This is a genomic window from Microbacterium sp. ABRD28 (assembly GCF_003850245.1).
Classification (GTDB): domain Bacteria; phylum Actinomycetota; class Actinomycetes; order Actinomycetales; family Microbacteriaceae; genus Microbacterium.
In genome coordinates this window covers 1,486,642-1,506,773 of record NZ_CP031015.1, presented here as the reverse complement: position 1 = coordinate 1,506,773, position 20,132 = coordinate 1,486,642, and the positions used below count along the sequence as shown (strand labels likewise).

At 70.4% G+C, this 20,132-nt stretch carries 17 protein-coding genes; 5 read left to right on the top strand and 12 right to left on the bottom strand.

Annotation, left to right across the window (positions count from 1 at the left end; all coding sequences use genetic code 11):
* Window positions 1-324 carry a protealysin inhibitor emfourin gene (locus tag DT073_RS07270; RefSeq protein ID WP_124292786.1) on the top strand — a complete coding sequence of 108 codons (324 nt, stop codon included), beginning with the start codon at window positions 1-3 and terminating at the stop codon, window positions 322-324.
* Here DT073_RS07270 and DT073_RS07265 read toward each other — a convergent pair whose 3' ends face one another.
* The 3 genes from DT073_RS07265 to DT073_RS07255 are packed head-to-tail and all read right to left on the bottom strand — an operon-like array spanning window position 325 to window position 2,468.
* The gene (locus tag DT073_RS07265; RefSeq protein ID WP_124292785.1) at window positions 325-939 is read right to left on the bottom strand and encodes a GNAT family N-acetyltransferase; all 615 of its coding nucleotides are present in this window, start codon (window positions 937-939) and stop codon (window positions 325-327) included.
* Between the two features lie 9 nt (window positions 940-948).
* The gene (locus DT073_RS07260) at window positions 949-1,647 is read right to left on the bottom strand and encodes a uracil-DNA glycosylase (protein WP_124292784.1); all 699 of its coding nucleotides are present in this window, start codon (window positions 1,645-1,647) and stop codon (window positions 949-951) included.
* Entirely contained in the window at window positions 1,647-2,468 is an 822-nt protein-coding gene (locus DT073_RS07255) for an SDR family oxidoreductase (RefSeq protein ID WP_205783053.1), read from the bottom strand. The genes DT073_RS07260 and DT073_RS07255 overlap by 1 nt, the downstream gene beginning before the upstream one ends.
* 159 nt (window positions 2,469-2,627) lie before the next feature.
* Between DT073_RS07255 and DT073_RS07250 the strand changes: the two genes are divergently transcribed.
* On the top strand, window positions 2,628-3,950 hold the full coding sequence (locus DT073_RS07250) for a bifunctional o-acetylhomoserine/o-acetylserine sulfhydrylase (RefSeq protein ID WP_124292783.1): 1,323 nt from the start codon (window positions 2,628-2,630) through the stop codon (window positions 3,948-3,950).
* An 86-nt stretch (window positions 3,951-4,036) separates the two neighbouring features.
* Here the strand turns inward: DT073_RS07250 and DT073_RS07245 are convergent, their stop codons facing one another.
* Both DT073_RS07245 and DT073_RS07240 read right to left on the bottom strand, forming a co-directional pair.
* The gene (locus DT073_RS07245; protein ID WP_124292782.1) at window positions 4,037-4,735 is read right to left on the bottom strand and encodes an SDR family NAD(P)-dependent oxidoreductase; all 699 of its coding nucleotides are present in this window, start codon (window positions 4,733-4,735) and stop codon (window positions 4,037-4,039) included.
* 18 nt (window positions 4,736-4,753) lie between these two features.
* A complete protein-coding gene (locus DT073_RS07240) occupies window positions 4,754-5,950 on the bottom strand; it encodes a sensor histidine kinase (protein WP_240638802.1) in 1,197 nt (398 codons plus the stop codon).
* 76 nt (window positions 5,951-6,026) lie between these two features.
* Between DT073_RS07240 and metX the strand changes: the two genes are divergently transcribed.
* Window positions 6,027-7,232 carry a homoserine O-acetyltransferase MetX gene (gene metX / locus DT073_RS07235; RefSeq protein WP_124292780.1) on the top strand — a complete coding sequence of 402 codons (1,206 nt, stop codon included), beginning with the start codon at window positions 6,027-6,029 and terminating at the stop codon, window positions 7,230-7,232.
* Here the strand turns inward: metX and DT073_RS07230 are convergent.
* The 6 genes from DT073_RS07230 to DT073_RS07205 form a co-directional block, all read right to left on the bottom strand.
* Window positions 7,229-8,017 (bottom strand): NUDIX domain-containing protein, encoded by a 789-nt coding sequence (locus DT073_RS07230; protein WP_124292779.1) that lies wholly within the window; start codon window positions 8,015-8,017, stop codon window positions 7,229-7,231. The genes metX and DT073_RS07230 overlap by 4 nt on opposite strands.
* The gene (locus tag DT073_RS07225) at window positions 8,014-8,340 is read right to left on the bottom strand and encodes a thiamine-binding protein (protein WP_124292778.1); all 327 of its coding nucleotides are present in this window, start codon (window positions 8,338-8,340) and stop codon (window positions 8,014-8,016) included. The genes DT073_RS07230 and DT073_RS07225 overlap by 4 nt, the downstream gene beginning before the upstream one ends.
* Before the next feature lie 21 nt (window positions 8,341-8,361).
* On the bottom strand, window positions 8,362-9,582 hold the full coding sequence (locus DT073_RS07220; protein ID WP_124292777.1) for a glycosyltransferase 87 family protein: 1,221 nt from the start codon (window positions 9,580-9,582) through the stop codon (window positions 8,362-8,364).
* Between the two features lie 61 nt (window positions 9,583-9,643).
* Window positions 9,644-10,549 (bottom strand): ADP-dependent NAD(P)H-hydrate dehydratase, encoded by a 906-nt coding sequence (locus DT073_RS07215; RefSeq protein WP_124292776.1) that lies wholly within the window; start codon window positions 10,547-10,549, stop codon window positions 9,644-9,646.
* Window positions 10,550-10,591: 42 nt separating this feature from the next.
* On the bottom strand, window positions 10,592-11,641 hold the full coding sequence (locus DT073_RS07210; RefSeq protein WP_124292775.1) for a hemolysin family protein: 1,050 nt from the start codon (window positions 11,639-11,641) through the stop codon (window positions 10,592-10,594).
* The gene (locus DT073_RS07205; protein ID WP_124292774.1) at window positions 11,638-12,963 is read right to left on the bottom strand and encodes a hemolysin family protein; all 1,326 of its coding nucleotides are present in this window, start codon (window positions 12,961-12,963) and stop codon (window positions 11,638-11,640) included. The genes DT073_RS07210 and DT073_RS07205 overlap by 4 nt, the downstream gene beginning before the upstream one ends.
* A gap of 239 nt (window positions 12,964-13,202) precedes the next feature.
* On the opposite strand from DT073_RS07205, the gene DT073_RS07200 reads away from it, so the two are divergent.
* A complete protein-coding gene (locus tag DT073_RS07200) occupies window positions 13,203-14,693 on the top strand; it encodes an aldehyde dehydrogenase family protein (RefSeq protein ID WP_124292773.1) in 1,491 nt (496 codons plus the stop codon).
* 21 nt (window positions 14,694-14,714) lie between these two features.
* Here the strand turns inward: DT073_RS07200 and guaB1 are convergent, their stop codons facing one another.
* Window positions 14,715-16,172 (bottom strand): GMP reductase, encoded by a 1,458-nt coding sequence (gene guaB1, locus DT073_RS07195; RefSeq protein WP_124292772.1) that lies wholly within the window; start codon window positions 16,170-16,172, stop codon window positions 14,715-14,717.
* Window positions 16,173-16,350: 178 nt separating this feature from the next.
* Between guaB1 and DT073_RS07190 the strand changes: the two genes are divergently transcribed.
* Complete coding sequence (locus DT073_RS07190) at window positions 16,351-20,094, top strand: multifunctional oxoglutarate decarboxylase/oxoglutarate dehydrogenase thiamine pyrophosphate-binding subunit/dihydrolipoyllysine-residue succinyltransferase subunit (RefSeq protein ID WP_124292771.1); 3,744 nt, start codon at window positions 16,351-16,353, stop codon at window positions 20,092-20,094.
* Window positions 20,095-20,132: the final 38 nt, after the last annotated feature.

Sequence of the window (20,132 nt, the reverse complement as noted above, 5' to 3'; positions counted from 1 at the left end):
ATGAGCGATCAGACGGACGGGGGCGGGCCCAGCGGGGAGGCGATCGTGGTGATCCTGGTGGAGCGCACCGGCGGTGTCACCGGCATCCCCCGTCGATGGCGCGCAGAGCTCGAGGGCGACGACGCGTCATCCTGGCTTCCTCTCATCGACGCCTGCCCCTGGGACGCGGCACCGCGCCCGACGCGTGGAGCTGATCGATTCCGCTGGCGGGTGCACGCGACCTCGCACGGCGCCGATCGTGAGGCCGAGTTCGGCGATGCCGATCTGGAAGGACCATGGCAGACCCTCGTGGAGCGCGTGCGCGAGCACGGACGCCCCGGCTGATCACCGACCGAAGAGCGCCCGCCGCTTCTTCACCGGCTTCAGCGACTTCTGCAGGTACACCGTCCCGAGCCACCGGCCGAACTTGAAGCCGACCCGGCCCATGCGGCCGACCTCTTCGAAGCCCATCTTCTCGTGCAGAGCGATGGAGGCCTCGGCCCCCTTGTCGCTGATCACGGCCACCATCTCCCGGATGCCGGCCTGCTCGCAGGCGACGATCAGCGCCTCCAGCAGCGCCCGCCCGAGTCCCTTCCCGGTCGCGGCCTGCCCGAGGTAGATGGAGTTCTCCACCGAATACCGATACGCCGACTTGCTCGACATCGGCTGCACGTACGCGTACCCGAGGATCTGACCCGACGGCGACTCGGCGACGAGGAAGGGCAGCCCCAGCTTCTTCAGGTGAGCCACCTTCTCGCGCCACTGCGCGATCGACCACTTCTTCTCATCGAAGGTGACCACCGAGTTGGTGACGTAGTAGTTGTAGATCTCCCGGATATCGGGGATGTCGCCGTCGGCGACCGGACGGATCTCGAAGGAGAACGGGCGCTCCGGCTCGGGCCGGCGGCGAAGATGACGGGGAAGGCGGCGTCTCGCCGTCTCGTATTCCTCCTCCAGCATGGCGACAGCCTACGCGGCGGAGGGCAGGCGCCAGTCGACCGCCGAAGCGCCCTGCGCGGTGAGGAGTTCGTTCGTGCGCGAGAAGGGCCGCGACCCGAAGAATCCCCGACTGGCCGAGAGGGGCGACGGGTGCGCCGAGGCGACGACCGGGGTGTCACCGAGGAGCGGACGCAGGGTCGCGGCATCCCTCCCCCACAGAATCGCCACGAGGGGTTCGTCGCGCGCGGCGAGCACGCGGATCGCGTGCTCGGTGACGCGTTCCCAGCCCCAGCCGCGATGAGAGCCGGGCTCACCAGGGCGGACGGTCAGCACCCTGTTCAGCAGCATCACCCCCTGGTCGCTCCATGCCGACAGGTCGCCGTGGGCGGCGGGCTCGATACCGAGGTCGTCGTGCAGCTCGCGGTAGATGTTCGCCAGGCTCCGCGGCAGGGGCCGCACGCTCGGATCGACGGCGAACGAAAGGCCGATCGGATGACCCGGCGTGGGGTAGGGATCCTGCCCCACGATGAGCACCTTCACGTCGTCGAGCGGCTGCGAGAAGGCGCGCAGCACGCGCTCGCCGGCGGGGAGGTACCGGCCGCCCCCGGCGGTCTCGGCCCGCAGCCGCTCGCCGAGGGCGGCGATGTCGGAGGCGACGGGCGCGAGTGCTTCCGCCCACCCGGCATCCAGCAGACCCGCACCGGCCAGGTCGTCGAGCGTGCGCGCCATCAGCCGGCAGTGCGCACGTGCAGCGGCCCGCGAGCCAGCAGGTGCTGCGCCGACTGCGCGACCGGTCGCATCGTGACGAGGTCGAGGTTGACGTGCCCCGGCGCCGACAGCGCGTACCCGATGACGTCCGCGACGTCGTCGGCGGTGAGCGGCGCCTGGACGTCCTCGTACACCCGGTCGGCCGCGGCGCGATCACCGCCGAGGCGATTGAGAGTGAACTCCTCGGTCTGCACCATGCCCGGCGCGATCTCGATGACCCGGAGCGGCTCGCCGTTGACCTCGAGGCGCAGCGCATGCGCGATCATCGACTGTCCCGCCTTCGCGGCGTTGTATCCGGCACCGCCGGCGTAGGCGATCTGCGCGGCCGTCGAGGTGACGAAGACCACGTCGGCGTGAGCTGCCCGATCGGCGGCGGCGCGGCGCAGCAGCGGCAGCAGGGCGGCGGTGAGGCGCTGCGTGGCGAGCACGTTGACCTCGAACATCCACTGCCAGTCGTCGGGGTCGCCGTCCTCGACGCGATCGGTGCCGCGCGCGCCCCCGGCGACATTGACGAGCGCGTCGACCGGCCCCGTCTCGGCCAGCCACTCGGCGAGCGCCTCGACATCGGCGGCGGCGGTGAGATCGGCGGCGAAGGCGACCGCACCGATCTCGTTCTCCAGTGCGGCGAGGCGCTCGGCACGTCGGGCCACGGCGACCACGTCCCAGCCGAGCGCCCGGAGCTTCCGCGCCGTCGCCTCGCCGATCCCCGAACTCGCTCCGGTCACCACCGCGCGTCGGGCGGTCGGTCGATGTGCGGCATCCGTCGGCGTGGCATCGGTCATACTCCTCACGCTACAAGGCGCACCCGGCGCGGGGCGCACGGCCCGCACGCGCCCGCGTTACGTCACATTTCCCCCGCGTTGTCGACGAGGGGGGCCTTCCGTACCCTCGAAGAGGTCGCGGAACCCGCCGCGGCACCCATCGACCGGTAGGAGCAGCCCATGTCCGCACCCGAGAACTGGCGTTTCGAGACCAAGCAGATCCACTCGGGCGCACAGCCCGACCCGGTGACGAAGGCCCGCGCCACGCCCATCTACCAGACCACGTCGTACGTGTTCGACAACACCGATCACGCCGCCAACCTCTTCGCGCTGGCCGAGTTCGGAAACATCTACACCCGCATCCAGAACCCCACGCAGGATGTCGTCGAGCAGCGCATCGCGGCGCTCGAGGGCGGCACCGGCGCCTTGCTGGTCTCCAGCGGCCAGGCGGCCGAGACCTTCGCGATCCTCAACCTCGCCGAGGCGGGCGACCACTTCGTCTCCTCCAGCTCGATCTACGGCGGCACCTACAACCTGTTCAAGTACACCCTGGCCAAGCTCGGCATCGAGGTCACCTTCGTCGAGAACCAGGATGACGCCGAGGAGTGGCGCCGCGCGGTGCGGCCGAACACCAAGGCGTTCTTCGCCGAGACGATCGGCAACCCCAAGATCAACGTCCTCGACATCCGCACCGTCGCCGACGTCGCGCACGAGGCGGGAGTCCCGCTCATCGTCGACAACACCATCGCGACGCCCTACCTCATCCGCCCGTTCGAGCACGGCGCCGACATCGTGCTGCACTCGGCGACGAAGTTCCTCGGCGGCCACGGTACCGTGATCGGCGGCGTGATCGTCGACGGCGGATCGTTCGAGTGGTCCAAGCACGTCGACCGCTTCCCCGGGTTCACCGAGCCCGACCCGTCGTACCACGGAGCGAGCTACACCGCAGCCGTCGGCGACGGCCTGGCCTACATCATCAAGGCCCGCGTGCAGCTGCTGCGGGACCTCGGATCGTCCATCTCGCCGAACAGCGCCTGGCTGCTCCTGCAGGGCATCGAGACGCTGTCGCTGCGCATCGAGCGTCACGTGCAGAACGCGCAGGAGATCGCCGAGTGGCTCGAGAACCAGTCCGACGTGGCGTCGGTGAACTACTCGGGCCTGCCCACCTCGCCCTGGTACGCCGCGGCGAACCGCTACGCCCCGAAGGGTGTGGGCGCGGTGCTGTCCTTCGAGTTGAAGGGCGGTGTGGATGCAGGCCGCGAGTTCGTGAACTCGCTCACGCTGTTCAGCCACCTCGCCAACATCGGCGACGTGCGCTCGCTCGTCATCCACCCCGCCTCGACCACCCACTCGCAGCTCACGCCCGAGCAGCAGCTGACCGCCGGGGTGACCCCGGGGCTCGTGCGCCTGTCGGTGGGGATCGAGAACGTCGATGACCTCAAGGCCGACCTCGAGCAGGCCCTCGCCGCTGCGCGCCGGGTCTCGGAGGCCGCGCGCGCCTGACCCGGCGCGCCTCGAGGCGCCCTGCGAACTCGACCAGGGTTCGCGGGGCGCTTCGCGTTTCGGTCGCGGATCGCGCGCGCCGCGGGTCAGACCTTCATGCGCGGGCGCACCCGCGCGAGGCCTCCGTCGACGGCCAGCACCTGCCCGGTGATCCAGTCGTTCGCCGGGTCGAGGAGGAAGGCCACCGCTCGGGCGACGTCGTCGGGCTTGCCCAGCCGCCCGAGGGCGTGCATGGCCTCCGACACCTTCCGCGCCCCCTCGGTCTCGGTCAGCGACGCCGTCAGCGACGTCTCGGTGAGTCCCGGGGCGACCGCGTTCACCCGCAGGTTGCGCGACGCGTAGGTCGCGGCGGACGAGAGAGCAAGACCGACCACCCCTGATTTCGCGGCGGCGATGGCCTCGTGATTGGCCGTTCCGTGCAGAGCCGCCGCGGATGACACGAGCACCACCGATCCTCCGCGTTTGAGGTGCTTTCCCGCACCCCGCACCGTCGCGAAGGCGGTCGTGAGCGATGCGGCGATCACCTCGTCGTACTCCTCGGCCGTCGTCAGATGCGCGGGCTTGAGCAGCAGCGATCCGGCGAAGCAGGCGACGCCGTCGAGGTCACCCGCTGCGGCGAACACCTCGTCGACAGCAGCGAAGTCGGTGGCGTCGACGACGTGGTCGGGGGTGATGGTGTCATCCCCGCGCGCGGTCGTGACGACCTCGTGTCCGCTCTCACGGAGGATCTCCGCCGTGGCCTGACCGATGCCGCTCGAAGCGGCGATGAGAAGGAAGCGCGCCATGCTCCCATCATCGTGCGCTCAGACGGCGGCGGGCTCGAATCTGTCAGATCCGGGCAGAACCACCCACACGCGTGCGCCACCGAGCGGGGAATCGCTGATGCCGATCTGTCCGCCGTGCGCTTCGGCGATGCGGCGGCAAGTGGCCAGTCCGATCCCCAGTCCCGGAGCGAGGGCGTTGCGGCCTCGTTCCATCAGCCCGAAGACCCGCTCCCTGTCGTCTTCCGGGATGCCGGGTCCGTCGTCGTCGACGATGAGCCGGATGCCGGATGCCGATCGCTCCACGTGGACGTCGACGTGGGGCCTTCCGCCCGCGGCGTTGGCGAACTTCACGGCGTTGGCGACGAGATTCTCCACCAGCACGCGGAGCATGGTGCGGTCTCCTTCGATGTCGGCCGACGCCGTGACATCGATGCGGGCACCGCTCTCGCTGAGCGCCGAGTGCAGATCGTCCTGGATCTCCTCCAGGAGCTCGCCGACATCGACCCTCGCCGTCGCGGGCGGGACGCCACCCACGCGCGCGAAGGCGAGGAGGTCATCCAGCATTTCGGACATCCGCTGAGCCGCAGCCTCCGCCCTCTCGATCGCGCGGGCCGCAACCGGCGCCTCGGCGAGCTCGGGACTGTCGACGGCGAGTTCGAGAAAACCGCTGATCGCGGTGAGGGGGTTGCGCAGATCATGACTGACCTGGCGGGCGAAGCCCTCCAGCGCCTCGTTGGATCGCTTGAGCTCGCGCGCAAGTCTGCGCAGCTCCAGCACGTCGACCACCTGATGGGCGAGGACATCGAGCGCGTGGCCCTGTTCCTCGGTGAGCACGCCGGGATCGTCGTCGAAGACGCACAGCGTTCCGATCGCGACTCCCCCCGGCGTCACCAGCGGACTCGAGGCGTAGAACCTGATGCGCGCGACGTCGCCGGTGACGAAGGGATTCTCGGCGAACCGCTCATCGCGACGGGCGTCACTGACGACCACCCGCTGGGCGCCCTCGAAGACGACCGCGCACATCGAGTCTTCTCGTGCGCAGACGGCGGGAGAGATCCCCACGGTGGCGATCTGATGCTGGTGCCGATCATCGATGATGTTGATCACCGCGGTCGACACTCCCGAGATGGTCGCGGCCAGCTGCACCAGACCCTCGAGGTCGGGCTCGGGGGGCTCCCCGACGATGCCGTACTGCGCGATGATCTCTCGGCGCGTCGCGTCCTGAGCTGTGTTCACGTCCGTCCCCCCGCCCCACACTAGCCGGGTCGTAACACAGCGCTGGCCACCTTTCCCAGCGGCGAGAATGGCAGGCATGGACTGGCAGACCTCCGAAGACACGGTGCCGAGCGCACCGGTGACGGAGGCCGACGCGCGTCTGCTTCTCGGCCGCCCGCCCGTCACGGGCGCCTGGCGCGACGGCGACCCCGCCGGAGCACGCCAGTTCGCCGCCTTCGGCGCGTTCCGCACGGAGGGCGGAACAGAGCTCCCCGGCATCCGCATCGCCTTCGAGACCTGGGGCGAGCTCACACCGGCGCGCGACAACGCCGTGCTGGTCCTCCACGCCCTCACCGGCGACAGTCACGTCACCGGTGAGGCGGGCCCGGGGCACCCCACCGACGGCTGGTGGGACGACATCGTCGGGCCGGGCAAGCCCGTCGACACCGACCGCTGGTTCGTGGTCGCGCCGAACATGCTGGGCGGCTGTCAGGGCTCGACGGGACCGGCGAGCATCGCGCCCGACGGCTACGAGTGGGCATCCCGTTTCCCCTACCTCACCGTGCGCGATCAGGTCGCCGCCCAGGTGCGGCTCGCCGACGCGCTCGGGATCGACACCTGGGCAGCGGTCATCGGCGGCTCCATGGGCGGCATGCACGCGCTGGAATGGGCAGTCTCGCATCCGGAGCGCGTGGAACGGATGGCGGTGCTGTCGGCTCCCCCGGTCACGACCGCCGACCAGGTGGCCCTGAACTCGGTGCAGCTCGAGGCGATCCGGATCGATCCGCGCTTCCAGGGCGGGGAGTACTACGACGCCGGCGACGGCGACGGGCCCCACCGAGGGCTCGCGCTGGCACGACGGATGGCGCTGTTGAACTACCGCTCGCCGACCGAGTTGAATCAGCGCTTCCAGCGGTCATGGCAGTCGGGGGTCAGCCCCCTCGGCCACGGCGGGCGCTTCGCTGTGGAGAGCTATCTCGACTTCCACGGCAACAAGTTCACGCGTCGCTTCGACGCCAACAGCTACCTGACCCTCGTCGAGGCGATGAACTCGCACGACATCGGCCGCGACCGCGGCGGGGTCGAAAGCGCCCTGGAACGGGTGACGGCGCGCGCGCTCGTGCTCGGGATCGACAGCGACCGCCTCTTCCCCGTCGACGGGCAGCACCGCATCGCACGCGGACTCCGCCACAACATCGACGGCGACCGCGCGGTGGAGCTCGTCAGCGACTTCGGCCATGACGGGTTCCTCATCGAGACCTCACCGGTCGGGCTCCACCTGGAGCGCCTGCTCGCCACCTAGCGACGCAGGTACCGCCACGGAAGACTGCCGATCTCCAGCCGATGACGGGCGACGCCCGCACCGGGCGCGTCGTATTCCGCATCCCCCTCCCAGAGCAGGATCGGACCCTCGGGTCCCCGCCGGGCCACGGTGTCGAAACGACGCACCCCCGTCATCCGCGTTCTCTGCATCGCTTCCTCCGCGCTCGCCGCATCGGCGAGATCGTGGAGGGTCACCCAGGTGGGCGGGTACAGGACGAGCTCCCCTCGTCCGTGCGCGGCGAGGGCCTCGTCGGGACGCAGCCACTCGGCGCGCACAACCTCCCCGTCGGCGAGGACGAGGCCGTCGACCTCGCCGGCCGCCTCGCCCCGAAGATCGGCGACGAAGAACCACGTGCGGATTCGCAGCGGCAGGCCCGGAGGCGGGTCCCATCGCGACACGGTGGACAGCGACTCGCCTGGCAGTTCGAGGCCCACCTCCTCGCGGGTCTCTCGCGCAGCAGCGCGTCGAGCCGTGGCTTCCTCGTCGTCCGCTCCCGCATCGCCGGCGTCGCCGGGCTCGACCTTGCCGCCGGGGAACACCCACGCCCCGGCGAAGGATCCCTGACCGGGGCGCTCGAGCATGAGCACCTCCACGCCGCGGGCCGTGTCGCGCAGCAGGACCGCGGTTCCGGCGACAGGGACATCGGGGTCGCCGGCGTCGCGCTCCGCGCGCGGGCGCGACTGCCCCGCCGCGTCGGCGAGCACCCGGGCCAGCCGATCGGCCGCGGCGGAGGCCCCCGGCTCGTGGGTCGCCGACCCGGTCACGCCTCTGCGTGCGGGTCGGATTCCTCGCCGAGCGCGCGCTCCAGGCGGTCGATCTTGGCCTCGATCTCGCCCGTGCGCCCCGGACGGATGTCGGCCTTGAGAACGAGCGACACCCGCGAGCCGAAGGGCAGGACCGCCTCGGTGGCTCGCTTGACGACATCCATCACCTCGTCCCACTCCCCCTCGACCTCGGTGAACATCGACGTGGTGCGGTGCGCAAGCCCCGAGCTGCGCACCACCCGGACGGCGGCGGCGACGGCGTCGTGGACGGAGCCGTCGGAGCGGCCGGTGCCGCTCGGAGCGACGGAGAAGGCGACGAGCATGGGGTCCTTTCGGTTGACGGATCAGGCCAGGGCGTCGACGACGGCAGGGGCCGGCACGCGCCGGGGCGTTCGCGCGAGCAGCGTCACGCTCCACGTCAGGAGCGCCACGAGCAGGACATTGCGCAGCGTCAGCGCGCCGACGGCGATCGGGTCGCCACCGAGCACGCGGTCGTACCAGAGCGGATAGATCAGCTGGGTGAGGGCGGCGCTCACAAGGGCCAGGCAGGCGGGCGACCACCAGCGGTCACGGTCGAGGACGAGCCCGACGACGAGGGGCGCGATGATCCACGTGAGGTACTGCGGCGAACCGACCTTGTTTGTCACGATGAAGACCAGCACGAGGCTGAGCGCGAGAGCCGGGAAGACCCGCAGGAACGGGATGCCACGGCGAACGCGCAGCGCTCCGATCGCCGCCACCAGAGCGACAGCCGCCACCATCACGGCGGTCATCGCATCGCTCACCGCGGCTGCCCCGGGGCCCGTCACCTGCCAGGTCAGGATCTCGTCGTCGTAGAACACCCGGGAGTCGGCGAAGCCCGCCACGGCCCGCCACAGCCAGAAGGCGCTGACCGGCGCCTCGACCTGCAGGCCCCGCTCGGTCTGGTCGAAGACGAAGCCGAAGAGGTGCGCGGCTCCGCCGACGGCGACGACGACCCCGATCACCAGCGCCGACAGCGCTGCGGCACCGCCGACGAGCGCGAGGCGACGGCGTACCGCGATGACGGCGGCCACGAGCAGCGCCGCCGGCCAGACCTTGATCCAGGTCGCCGCGGCCAGGAGCACCGCCGCCAGCCGGGGTCTGGTCAGAAGCCAGAGGCAGCCCGCGACGGCCAGGGGCACGGTGATCGCGTCCAGTCGGTACATCCCCACCGGACCGAGCCCCAGGATGAACACCAGCCAGAACCAGGCCGCCACCGTGCGGCCCTGCGACCGGCCCCGCCCGACGAGGAGCGCGAAGGCGGCGGCATCGAGGGCGGTGACGACGACGGGCCAGGCGACGAGGTATGAGCCGAACACCGGCGCGAGCACGTGGGTGACGAAGATCGGCGCCAGCGCCAGGGCGGGGTAGACCCAGGTCTCGGTGATCCCGACGACCCCGTCGGCCGCCGCCGCACGGCTCGCCCACGGCTCGTAGACCATGTACACGTCGCCCATGGGCTGATTGGGCTGGAGGAAGCCGAGCACCGCCACCGCGACGTGCACCAGCACGAACGCGACCCAGAGCACCGCCCGCTTCGACACGCGCCCATCCTAAGACGCGGTGCCCGCCATCCCCTGTCTGGCCGAAGGATGTGCGCCGGGCTCAGCCGGCGAGCGCTTCAGCGACCACGGCGGGCAGGGCGCCGGCCACATCGAGCGCCGTGACGGGGCCGCCACGCCGCCCCGCACCGCCGCCAGCCCGCTCGGCTGCCCGCGCACCCGCGCGCTGGTGCAGCCACACCGCGGCGGCGGCGCGCCGCGCCCACGGCACCAGGCCCGGCTCAGCCGCGCCCGCGCCGTCGCCGGCGTTTCCCGCCCGCTCCTCGCGAGCCGCCGCGCCGGCCACGACCGCCCCGAGAATCCCGGCGAGCACGTCGCCGGTTCCGGCGGTCGCGAGCCAGGAGGTGCCCTCCTGTGCGACCACGACGTGCCACCCCCCGGGTTCGGCGACGATCGTGCGCGCGCCCTTGAGCACCATGACCGCACCGGTGCGGTGCGCGGTCTCCACGGCTGCATCGACGCGCCGGTCTCCGGCGTCGGGGCCGAGGGGGGCGAGCCCGAAAGCCTCCCGCACCCTGTCGTGCTCCCGGTCATGCGGGGTCAGCACCCGCACCCCGCCCTCGCGTGCGCCGTCGGCGACGAGGTCGAGGGCGCCGGCGTCGATGACGACCGGCTCGGGACGGGAGAGGATGTCGCGCAGCGCCGACATCTCGCCGCGGGGCCTCGCCGCGGCATCCGTTCCCGACCCGATCAGCCAGGCTTGCACGCGCCCGCCCGAGGTGACCGTCTCGGGCCTGCGGTGCAGGACGAGCGTGGTGGGCCGGTCGGGGCCGAGGTAGCGGACCATGCCGACACCCGTCCGCCACGCCGCTTCGACGCCCAGCACCGCAGCGCCGGGGTACTGGTCCGAGCCGGTGCGGATGCCGAGGACGCCCCGCCGGTACTTGTCGTCGCTATCGGCGGGGGCGTGCAGCTCGGCCGCGGTGGCGGGCAGATCCCAGGTGCTCATCCCGTCACCCTACTCAGGCGCCCGGTCACCCGCCTCAGGCTCTCAGCGACGGCGCCTCGTCGCGTCCTGCACCTCGCCGACGAGCTCCTCGATGACGTCCTCGAGGAAGAGGACCGCGGTGATGGTTCCGCCCTGATCCCGCACCTGGGCGAGGTGGCGGCCGTCGCGACGCATGAGCGCGAGGGCGTCCTCGAGGTCGGTGGTCTCCTGCACCGGCACCATGTGATGGATGCGCTTGGCCGGGATCGGGGTGTCCACCGCGGCATCCGGCCCCTCGGCCACCCGGAGGATGTCTTTGAGGTGCACGTAGCCCACGGGGGCGCCGTCGGCGCCGACGATGACGTACCGGGAGAAGCCGTGCCGGGCGACGGCCCGCTCGATGTCGCCGGGCGTCGTGGTCTCGGGAAGGGTCACCAGGTCGGCCAGCGGCACGGCGATGTCTTTCGCCTTCTTGTCGGTGAACTCCATCACCGCCGCGACCGTCCCCGCCGAGTCGTCCAGCACGCCCTCGATGCGCGACTGGTTGACGATCGTGGCGACCTCCTCGAGCGTGAACGTCGACGCGGCCTCGTCCTTCGGCTCCACCCGGAACAGCCGCACGATGTGGTTGGCGATCCAGTTGAGCGTGAAGATCACCGGGTGGAAGACCTTCGACACCCACACCAGCGGAGCCGCGAGCATCAGCACCGCGCGGTCGGGCACCGAGAAGGCGAGGTTCTTCGGCACCATCTCTCCGAAGACGACGTGCAGGTACGACACCAGCACCAGCGCGATGGCGAAGGCGATCGCGTCGACGAGCCCCTCGGGCAGACCCGTGAGCGCCAGCGGCTCTTCGAGCAAGTGGTGGATGGCGGGTTCGGAGACGTTCAGGATCAACAGCGAACAGATGGTGATGCCCAGCTGCGAGGTCGCGAGCATCAGGGTCGCGTGCTCCATGGCGTACAGGGCGGTGCGAGCAGCGCGCACGCCCTTCTCGGCCAGCGGCTCGATCTGCGAGCGCCGCGCCGAGATCACGGCGAACTCGGCGCCTACGAAGAACGCGTTGCCCAGGAGCAGCACGACCAGCCAGGCGATTCCGGCCCAATCGCTCATCGGCCCTCACCCCCCGCCTCGGTGTGGGCGGCGACGACCGCCGGGGTGAAGCGCACCCGGTCGACGCGGCGGCCGTCCATCCGCTGCACCTCCAGGTCGCCGTCCTCGATGCTCACGGTGTCGCCGACGGCGGGGATGCGCTCGAGGACGCTCATGATGAATCCGCCCACGGTGTCGTACACGTCTCCCTCGGGGATGCGGATGCCGGTGCGGTCGCGCACCTCGTCGGGGCGCAGTTCGCCGGGGAAGCTCACGTAGCCGCTCCCCCGCACGATGCCGGCGCGGCGGCGGTCGTGCTCGTCGAGCACCTCGCCGACGATCTCCTCCACGAGGTCTTCGAGGGTGACCACGCCCGCGGTGCCGCCGTACTCGTCGACGACGACCGCCATCTGATAGCCCCGCGCCCGCAGCTCCGAGACGAGGGCGTCGAGGTGCACCGCTTCAGGCACGCGCAGGACCTCGCTCGCCAGCGCCGCCGCCGGCACGTCGGCTCGCCGCTCCCGCGGCACGCCGATGGCAGCCTTCAAGTGCACGATGCCGGTGATGTCGTCCATCGACTCCCCCGTCACGGGAAATCGCGAGTGACCCGTCCGACGCGCGAGCTGGATGACATCGTCCGCATTCTCGGAGGACGACAGGGCATGGATGCTGGGGCGCGGCGTCATCACGTCGGCCGCGGTGAGCCGGGCGAAGTTCAGGCTCCGGTCGAGCAGACTGGCGGTGTCTTTCTCCAAGACCCCGGCGCTGGCCGAACGACGGACGAGACTCGACAGCTCTTCGGCCGTGCGCGCGCCCGACAGCTCTTCCTTGGGCTCGATGCCCAGGCCTCGGAGAACAGCGTTGGCGCTGCCGTTGAGGAGCCGGATGGCGGGGCGGAAAACGGTGGTGAAGGCCACCTGGAAAGGCATCACGAGTTTGGCGGTCTGGCGCGGGACGGCCAACGCGAAGTTCTTCGGGACGAGCTCGCCGATGATCATCGAGAACACCGTGGCGATCGAGACGCCGATGATCGAGGACAACGCCACGACCACGCCCTCGGGCCATCCCCAGCCGACCAGAACCGGACGCAGCAGGTTGGAGATGGCGGGCTCCATCGTGTAGCCGGTCAGCAGCGTCGTCAGGGTGATGCCCAGCTGGGCGCTGGAGAGGTGCGTGGAGGTGATGCGCAGCGCGCTGATGGTCAGCGACAACCGCGACTCCCCCGCCTCCCGGCGGGCCTCGAGGTCGGCACGGTCGAGGTTGACCAGCGCGAACTCGCTCGCGACGAACAGCCCGGTGCCGACGGTCAGCAGGAGCCCCACGCCCAACATGACGTAATCCATCACGCGTCACCCCCGATCAGCGTGGGGGCAGGGCGGTGGGGCCAGGGTCTACAACTGGGAGGGTCGTCCATTTCGCCGAGAAGTCTACGGCAGGACGCGTGCGGCCGCGCTGGCGGACCGGGGTACCGGTGAGTGGGAACCCGCCGGCCGCGCGAGCCGTGACCGCCGTATCCTTCCCCCCGACGCATTCATGCGAATCCATCTGTGGACCCCGTCCACCGACCGACGAAGGAACAACGATGTCGACCGTCACCGATTCCGCCACCACCACCCTGATCGACCCTGATGTCTTCGCAGGGCTCATCCACATCGACGGCGCGTGGGTGCCGGGCGAGGGAGGACAGATCGCCTCGGTCGAGCCCGCGACCGGCGACACGCTCGCGATGGTCGGGATGGCGGGCCCCGCCGATGTCGCGAAGGCGGCCGAGGGTGCCGCACGCGCGCAGCGCGAGTGGGCGGCGACCCCGCACCCGGTGCGAGCCGGCGTCCTTCGCAAGGCAGGACAGCTGTGGGAGCATCACGCCGAGGAGATCATGGGCTGGAACGTCCGCGAGGTCGGCGCCATCCCGCCTCTCGCCGGCTTCGCCCTGCACGTGACGGCAGCGGAGTGCTACGAGGCGGCCTCCCTCCCCTCGGCGCCCCTCGGCTCGATCCTCGCCAGCGAGGAGCCTCGGCTGTCCCTGGCGCAGCAGGTTCCGGTGGGCGTGGTCGGGGTCATCTCACCCTTCAATGTGCCGCTGATCCTCGGCATCCGCGCCGTCGCCCCCGCGCTCGCCCTCGGCAACGCCGTGCTGCTCAAACCCGACCCCCGCACCGTCATCACCGGCGGGGTCAGCATGGTGCGCATCTTCGAAGAGGCGGGCCTTCCGAAGGGACTGCTCCAGCTGGTGCCCGGCGGTGCAGAGGTGGGCGAGGCGATGGTCGCCGACCCGCGCGTGCGGGTCGTGGCATTCACCGGCTCCACGCGCGCCGGGCGCGCGGTGGGCGAACTCGCCGGACGCCACCTCACCCGCGCGCACCTCGAGCTCGGCGGCAATTCCGCCTTCGTGATCCGCGAGGACGCCGATGTCGACCAAGCGGTCAACCTCGCCACCTGGGGAGCCTTCCTCCACCAGGGTCAGATCTGCATGACCGTGGGCCGGCACATCGTGCACGAGTCGCTCTTCGACGCGTACGTGGAGAAGCTCGCGGCCAAGGCCGAGTCGATGGTCGTCGGCGATCCCGCGGCGGGGCAGGTGCACTTGGGCCCCCTCATCGACGAGGTCCAGCGCGACCGCGTGCACACGCTCGTCCAGGACGCCGTCGCGCAGGGAGCGACCCTGGCCGCGGGTGGCACCTACGACGACCTCTTCTACCGCCCGACGGTGCTCGCGAATCCGCCGAAGGACGCCGCCGCCTACTGCGACGAGGTCTTCGGCCCGGTCGCGTCAGTGGTGTCGTTCGCGACCGACGAAGAGGCTGTCGCCCTCGCCGCCGACACCGAGTACGGACTGTCGCTCGGCATCGTCACCGCCGACGCGATGGCCGGGTGGGAGATGGCGCAGCGCATCCCCTCGGGGATCGTGCACGTGAACGATCAGACCGTGAACGACGAGGCCAACGCCCCGTTCGGCGGCGTCGGCGCCTCGGGAACCGGGTCGCGTCACGGCGGCGCGCAGGCGAACATCGACGCGTTCACCGAGACCCGCTGGATCACGATCCGACGGGAGCCGGGTCAGTACCCGCTCTGAAGAGCCTCGCTGCCGACCGCATCACCAGCTGACAGGAAGCGCCTTGCCCTCCTCATAGCCGGCGGCGGACTGCAGCCCCACGCGGGCGCGCTCGTGGAACTGAGCCACGGTATGCGCGCCCGCGTAGGTGAAGGACGACCGCACGCCGGAGGTGATCATGTCGAGAAGGTCCTCGAGGCCGGGGCGGAGGGGGTCGAGGTAGATCTTCGATGACGAGATGCCCTCGGCGAAGAGTTCCTTGCGTGCTCGCTGATAGGGATCGAGCCGCCCGAAGCGCTCCTGCACCGCCTTGGTCGATGCCATGCCCCACGACTCCTTGTACGCCCGGCCCGCATCATCCCGCAGCAACTCCCCCGGGGCTTCGATGGTGCCCGCGAACCAGGAGCCGATCATGACCGAGGCTGCCCCGGCCGCGAGCGCCAGAGCGACATCGCGGGGGTAGCGCACCCCGCCGTCGGCCCAGACGTGCGCGCCGCGAGCCCGCGCGGCCTCGGCGGTCTCGAGGACGGCCGAGAATTGCGGGCGACCGACCGCCGTCATCATCCGGGTGGTGCACATCGCACCGGGACCGACGCCGACCTTGAGAATCGTCGCGCCCGCGTCGATGAGGTCTGCGACACCGTCAGCGGTGACGATGTTGCCGGCGACGATGGGCACACCGAGGTCCTCGGCCGACACCGCGCGGAGGGCCCGGAGCATGCCGTCCTGATGTCCGTGCGCGGTGTCGACGACGAGGACGTCCACACCGGCCGCCACGAGCGCACGGGCCTTTGCGGCCACATCGCCGTTGATACCCACCGCCGCGGCGACCGCGAGGCGCCCCGACGCGTCGACCGCGGGCCGGTAGAGCGTGGTGCGCAGCGCACTGCGGCGCGACAGTGTGCCGACGACGAAACCGTGATGCAGCACGCACACCGTCTCGGCGTCCGCGTCGACGATGAGATCGAAGGCGTGCCGTGCGTCGTCGACGTCGTCGGCGTCGATCGACGCCGCATGTCCGCGGGCGAGGTCGCCCAGGCGCGCATCGGGCAGGGCCGACCCCAGCCTGCGGGCGGGCACCACACCCAGGACGTCGTCGATGTGCACGCGACCGGCGGGCGCGTCGCTGACGACGATCCCGTGTCCCTCGGTGGCCGGCAGGAGCCGGGCGGCGTCGGCGACGGTCGCCGACGAGGGCAGCACCAGCGGCGTGTCCCACGGCACCGGCTGCCCCTTGACCCAGCGGATCGCCGCGTCGAGCTCCTGCAGCGGCAGATCCTGCGGCAGGACGCCCAGTCCACCCCGTCGCGCGAGCGTGGCCGCCAGCCGCGCCCCGGTCACGGAGTTCATGTTCGCGGACACGAGCGGCAGGGTCGCGGGTGTGCCGTCGGCAGGGGCGAGGTCGACGTCGAGGCGGCTCGTGATCGCCGAGTGGCGCGGAACGAGGAACACGTCCGAATAGGTGAGGTCGACCTGCGGTTTCTCGCCGTAGAACTCCATTGCACCGATCCTAGAGACCTTTGCGATGGCGTAAAGAGCGGCGATTCTTGGCCCACTGAGCGGGGCTGGACCCGGAAACGGCCTTGGCAGACTGGGTTAGTCTTAACAATCGTGCGTGCGGGCCGTACCGAGACCTGTACGACGGACGAATTTCGGCGATGAAAGCAGGCGATCGAGCGTGTCGAGCCAGGTGACCGGCGTCGGGGTGTCGAGCGAGGGAGAGTTCGGGGCCAACGAATGGCTGGTCGACGAACTCTACGAGCAGTACAAGGTCGACAAGAACTCCGTGGACAAGGAGTGGTGGCCGATCCTCGAGGCCTACCACCCCGTCGAAGTGGACGGTGAGACCTCGGATGACGCCGGCGCCGCCGCGACGGACGCGCCGCCCGCGGGGAACGCCGCACCCGCGGCATCCCCCGCGTCCGCCCCCGCGAACGACGCCCACCCGATCACCGCACCGGTGCCCGTGATCGGCGTCCAGCCGGTCGCCCGGACCACCGCGAAGCCCGCGGCCCCGCAGCCGATCCCGGCGCAGGCCCCCAAGGCCACCCCGTCGGCCGCACCGGAGCAGGCCGACGAGGACAAGGTCACCGTCCTCAAGGGCATGACCAAGACCCTCGCAGCGAACATGGACCAGTCGCTGACCGTGCCCACCGCGACGAGCGTGCGCACCGTTCCGGCGAAGCTGATGATCGACAACCGCATCGTCATCAACAACCACATGTCGCGCACTCGTGGCGGCAAGGTGAGCTTCACCCACCTCATCGGCTGGGCCATGATCCAGGCGCTGAAGGCGTTCCCCAGCCAGAACGTCTTCTACGCCGAGGTGGACGGCAAGCCCTCCGTGGTAGCTCCCGCCCACATCAACCTCGGCATCGCGATCGACCTCCCCAAGCCCGACGGCACACGGTCGCTCCTGGTTCCGAGCATCAAGCGGGCCGAGAGCCTCACCTTCGGCGAGTACCTCGCCTCGTACGAGGACCTGGTCACCCGCGCCCGGGGCAACAAGCTCACCGCGGCCGATTTCCAGGGCACCACGATCTCGTTGACCAACCCCGGCGGTATCGGCACCGTCCATTCGGTACCGCGCCTGATGAAGGGGCAGGGCTGCATCGTCGGCGCGGGCGCGCTGGACTACCCGGCCGAGTTCCAGGGTGCCAGCGAGAAGACGCTCAACGAGATGGCGATCGGCAAGACGATCACCCTCACCAGCACCTACGACCACCGCGTCATCCAGGGCGCCGGCTCGGGCGAGTTCCTGAAGATCATCCACGAGCTCCTCATCGGCAAGCGCGGGTTCTACGACGACATCTTCGCCGCACTGCGCATCCCCTACGCCCCCATCCACTGGGCCAGCGACATCAACGTCGACATCGCCGAGCGCGTCGACAAGACCGCTCGCGTGCAGGAGCTCATCAACTCCTTCCGCGTACGCGGGCACCTCATGGCCGACATCGACCCGCTCGAGTACGTCCAGCGCACCCACCCCGATCTCGAGATCGAGCAGCACGGCCTCACGTTCTGGGACCTCGATCGCGAGTTCGTCACCGGCGGCTTCGGCGGCAAGCGCCTCATGAAGCTCCGTGAGATCCTCGGTGTGCTGCGCGACTCGTACTGCCGCACCATCGGCCTGGAGTACATGCACATCCAGGACCCGGCGCAGCGACTGTGGTTCCAGCAGAACGTCGAGGTCAAGTACACCAAGCCCGGCCACGACGAGCAGCTGCGCATCCTGTCGAAGCTGAACCAGGCCGAGGCCTTCGAGACCTTCCTGCAGACGAAGTACGTCGGCCAGAAGCGCTTCAGCCTCGAGGGCGGCGAGTCCCTCATCCCGCTGCTGGACGAGGTGCTGCAGGGCGCCGCGCAGGCGGGCTTGGACGGCGCGGCGATCGGCATGGCCCACCGCGGCCGCCTGAACGTCCTCACCAACATCGGCGGCAAGACCTACGGACAGGTGTTCCGCGAGTTCGAGGGCTCGGTCGCCGTGGGGTCCAAGCGCGGCTCGGGCGACGTGAAGTACCACCTCGGCACCGAGGGCACCTTCGTCGCCGACGACGGCAGTGAGCTGCCGGTCTACCTCGCGGCCAACCCCTCCCACCTCGAGACCGTCGACGGCGTGCTCGAGGGCATCGTGCGGGCCCGGCAGGACCGCAAGCCCGTCGGCACCTTCTCCTGGCTGCCGGTGCTCATCCACGGCGACGCGGCCTTCGCCGGCCAGGGTGTGGTGGTCGAGACCCTTCAGATGTCGCAGTTGCGCGGTTACCGCACGGGCGGCACCGTGCACATCGTGGTCAACAACCAGGTCGGCTTCACCACGATGCCCACCGACGCCCGCACCTCGGTGTACGCCACCGACGTCGCCAAGACGATCCAGGCACCGATCTTCCACGTCAACGGCGACGACCCCGAGGCTGTCGTCCGCGTGGCGCAGCTGGCCTTCGCCTACCGCGAGAAGTTCCACCGCGACGTCGTGATCGATCTCGTCTGCTACCGCCGCCGAGGCCACAACGAGGGCGACGACCCCTCGATGACGCAGCCGCTGATGACGAACCTCATCGAGGCCAAGCGCTCGGTGCGACGCCTCTACACCGAGGCGCTCGTCGGTCGCGGCGACATCACCGAGGAAGAGTACGAGCAGGCCAAGCGCGACTTCCAGAACCGTCTCGAGATCGCCTTCGCCGAGACGCACGCGGCAGAGACCGGGTCCTCACCCACCGTCGGTCCGGACGCTGAGGACGCGGGGGCCACGCCCGCGGGCGAGCTCGACACCACGGGTGTCTCGCGCGACATGGTGCACCTCATCGGCGACGCCTTCGTCAACAAGCCCGAGGGCTTCACGGTGCACGGCAAGCTCCAGCAGCTGCTGGACAAGCGCCTGGACATGAGCCGCAACGGCAACATCGACTGGGGCTTCGCCGAGCTGCTCGCCTTCGGCTCGCTGCTGGTCGAGGGCACCTCGGTGCGTCTGGCAGGACAGGACTCGCGCCGCGGCACGTTCGTCCAGCGCCACTCGGTGCTGCACGACCGTCAGAACGGCCAGGAGTGGATTCCGCTGGCGAACCTCGCCGACAACCAGGGACGGTTCTGGGTCTACGACTCCCTGCTCAGCGAATACGCGGCGATGGCCTTCGAGTACGGCTACTCGGTCGAGCGTCCCGACGCTCTGGTGCTCTGGGAGGCGCAGTTCGGAGACTTCGCCAACGGCGCCCAGTCGGTGATCGACGAGTTCATCTCCTCGGCCGAGCAGAAGTGGGGACAGCAGTCCAGCGTCACGCTGCTCCTCCCCCACGGGTACGAGGGTCAGGGGCCCGACCACTCGTCGGCGCGCATCGAGCGGTACCTGCAGATGTGTGCGCAGGACAACATGATCGTCGCGCGCCCGTCGACCCCGGCATCGTACTTCCACCTGCTACGTCGCCAGGCCTACGCGCGTCCGCGCCGGCCGCTGATCGTCTTCACACCGAAGGCGATGCTGCGTCTGCGCGGAGCGACCAGCAAGGTCGAGGACTTCCTCACCGGCCGGTTCGAGCCGGTGCTCGACGACGATCGCGGCATCGACGCCTCGAAGGTGGAGCGGGTGCTGCTGCACTCGGGCAAGCTCCACTGGGACCTGCGGGCCGAGCTCGACAAGAAGCCCGACCCGCGGATCGCCCTGGTGCGCCTGGAGCAGTTCTACCCGTCCCCGGTCGAGGCGCTGCACCGCGTGCTGGCGAACTACCCCGGCGCCGACCTCGTGTGGGTCCAGGACGAGCCCGAGAACCAGGGCGCGTGGCCGTTCATCGCCCTCGAGCTGAGCAAGCACCTCGACGGTCGCGACATCGAACTGATCTCGCGCCCCGCGATGGCCTCGACGGCGACCGGATCGCCGAAGGTGCACGCCGCCGAACAGGCGGAGATCATGCGGGCTGCTCTGAGCTTCTGACGCCGTGCGACCCGGCCGCCGTCACCGACGGGGAGCCG

Bases quoted from the DNA above. Each gene is read 5' to 3' on its own strand.
- DT073_RS07270 (WP_124292786.1), top strand. From the start codon at position 1: ATGAGCGATCAGACGGACGGGGGCGGGCCCAGCGGGGAGGCGATCGTG.
- DT073_RS07265 (WP_124292785.1), bottom strand. From the start codon at position 939: ATGCTGGAGGAGGAATACGAGACGGCGAGACGCCGCCTTCCCCGTCAT.
- DT073_RS07260 (WP_124292784.1), bottom strand. From the start codon at position 1,647: ATGGCGCGCACGCTCGACGACCTGGCCGGTGCGGGTCTGCTGGATGCC.
- DT073_RS07255 (WP_205783053.1), bottom strand. From the start codon at position 2,468: ATGACCGATGCCACGCCGACGGATGCCGCACATCGACCGACCGCCCGA.
- DT073_RS07250 (WP_124292783.1), top strand. From the start codon at position 2,628: ATGTCCGCACCCGAGAACTGGCGTTTCGAGACCAAGCAGATCCACTCG.
- DT073_RS07245 (WP_124292782.1), bottom strand. From the start codon at position 4,735: ATGGCGCGCTTCCTTCTCATCGCCGCTTCGAGCGGCATCGGTCAGGCC.
- metX (WP_124292780.1), top strand. From the start codon at position 6,027: ATGGACTGGCAGACCTCCGAAGACACGGTGCCGAGCGCACCGGTGACG.
- DT073_RS07225 (WP_124292778.1), bottom strand. From the start codon at position 8,340: ATGCTCGTCGCCTTCTCCGTCGCTCCGAGCGGCACCGGCCGCTCCGAC.
- DT073_RS07215 (WP_124292776.1), bottom strand. From the start codon at position 10,549: ATGAGCACCTGGGATCTGCCCGCCACCGCGGCCGAGCTGCACGCCCCC.
- DT073_RS07210 (WP_124292775.1), bottom strand. From the start codon at position 11,641: ATGAGCGATTGGGCCGGAATCGCCTGGCTGGTCGTGCTGCTCCTGGGC.
- DT073_RS07205 (WP_124292774.1), bottom strand. From the start codon at position 12,963: ATGGATTACGTCATGTTGGGCGTGGGGCTCCTGCTGACCGTCGGCACC.
- DT073_RS07200 (WP_124292773.1), top strand. From the start codon at position 13,203: ATGTCGACCGTCACCGATTCCGCCACCACCACCCTGATCGACCCTGAT.
- guaB1 (WP_124292772.1), bottom strand. From the start codon at position 16,172: ATGGAGTTCTACGGCGAGAAACCGCAGGTCGACCTCACCTATTCGGAC.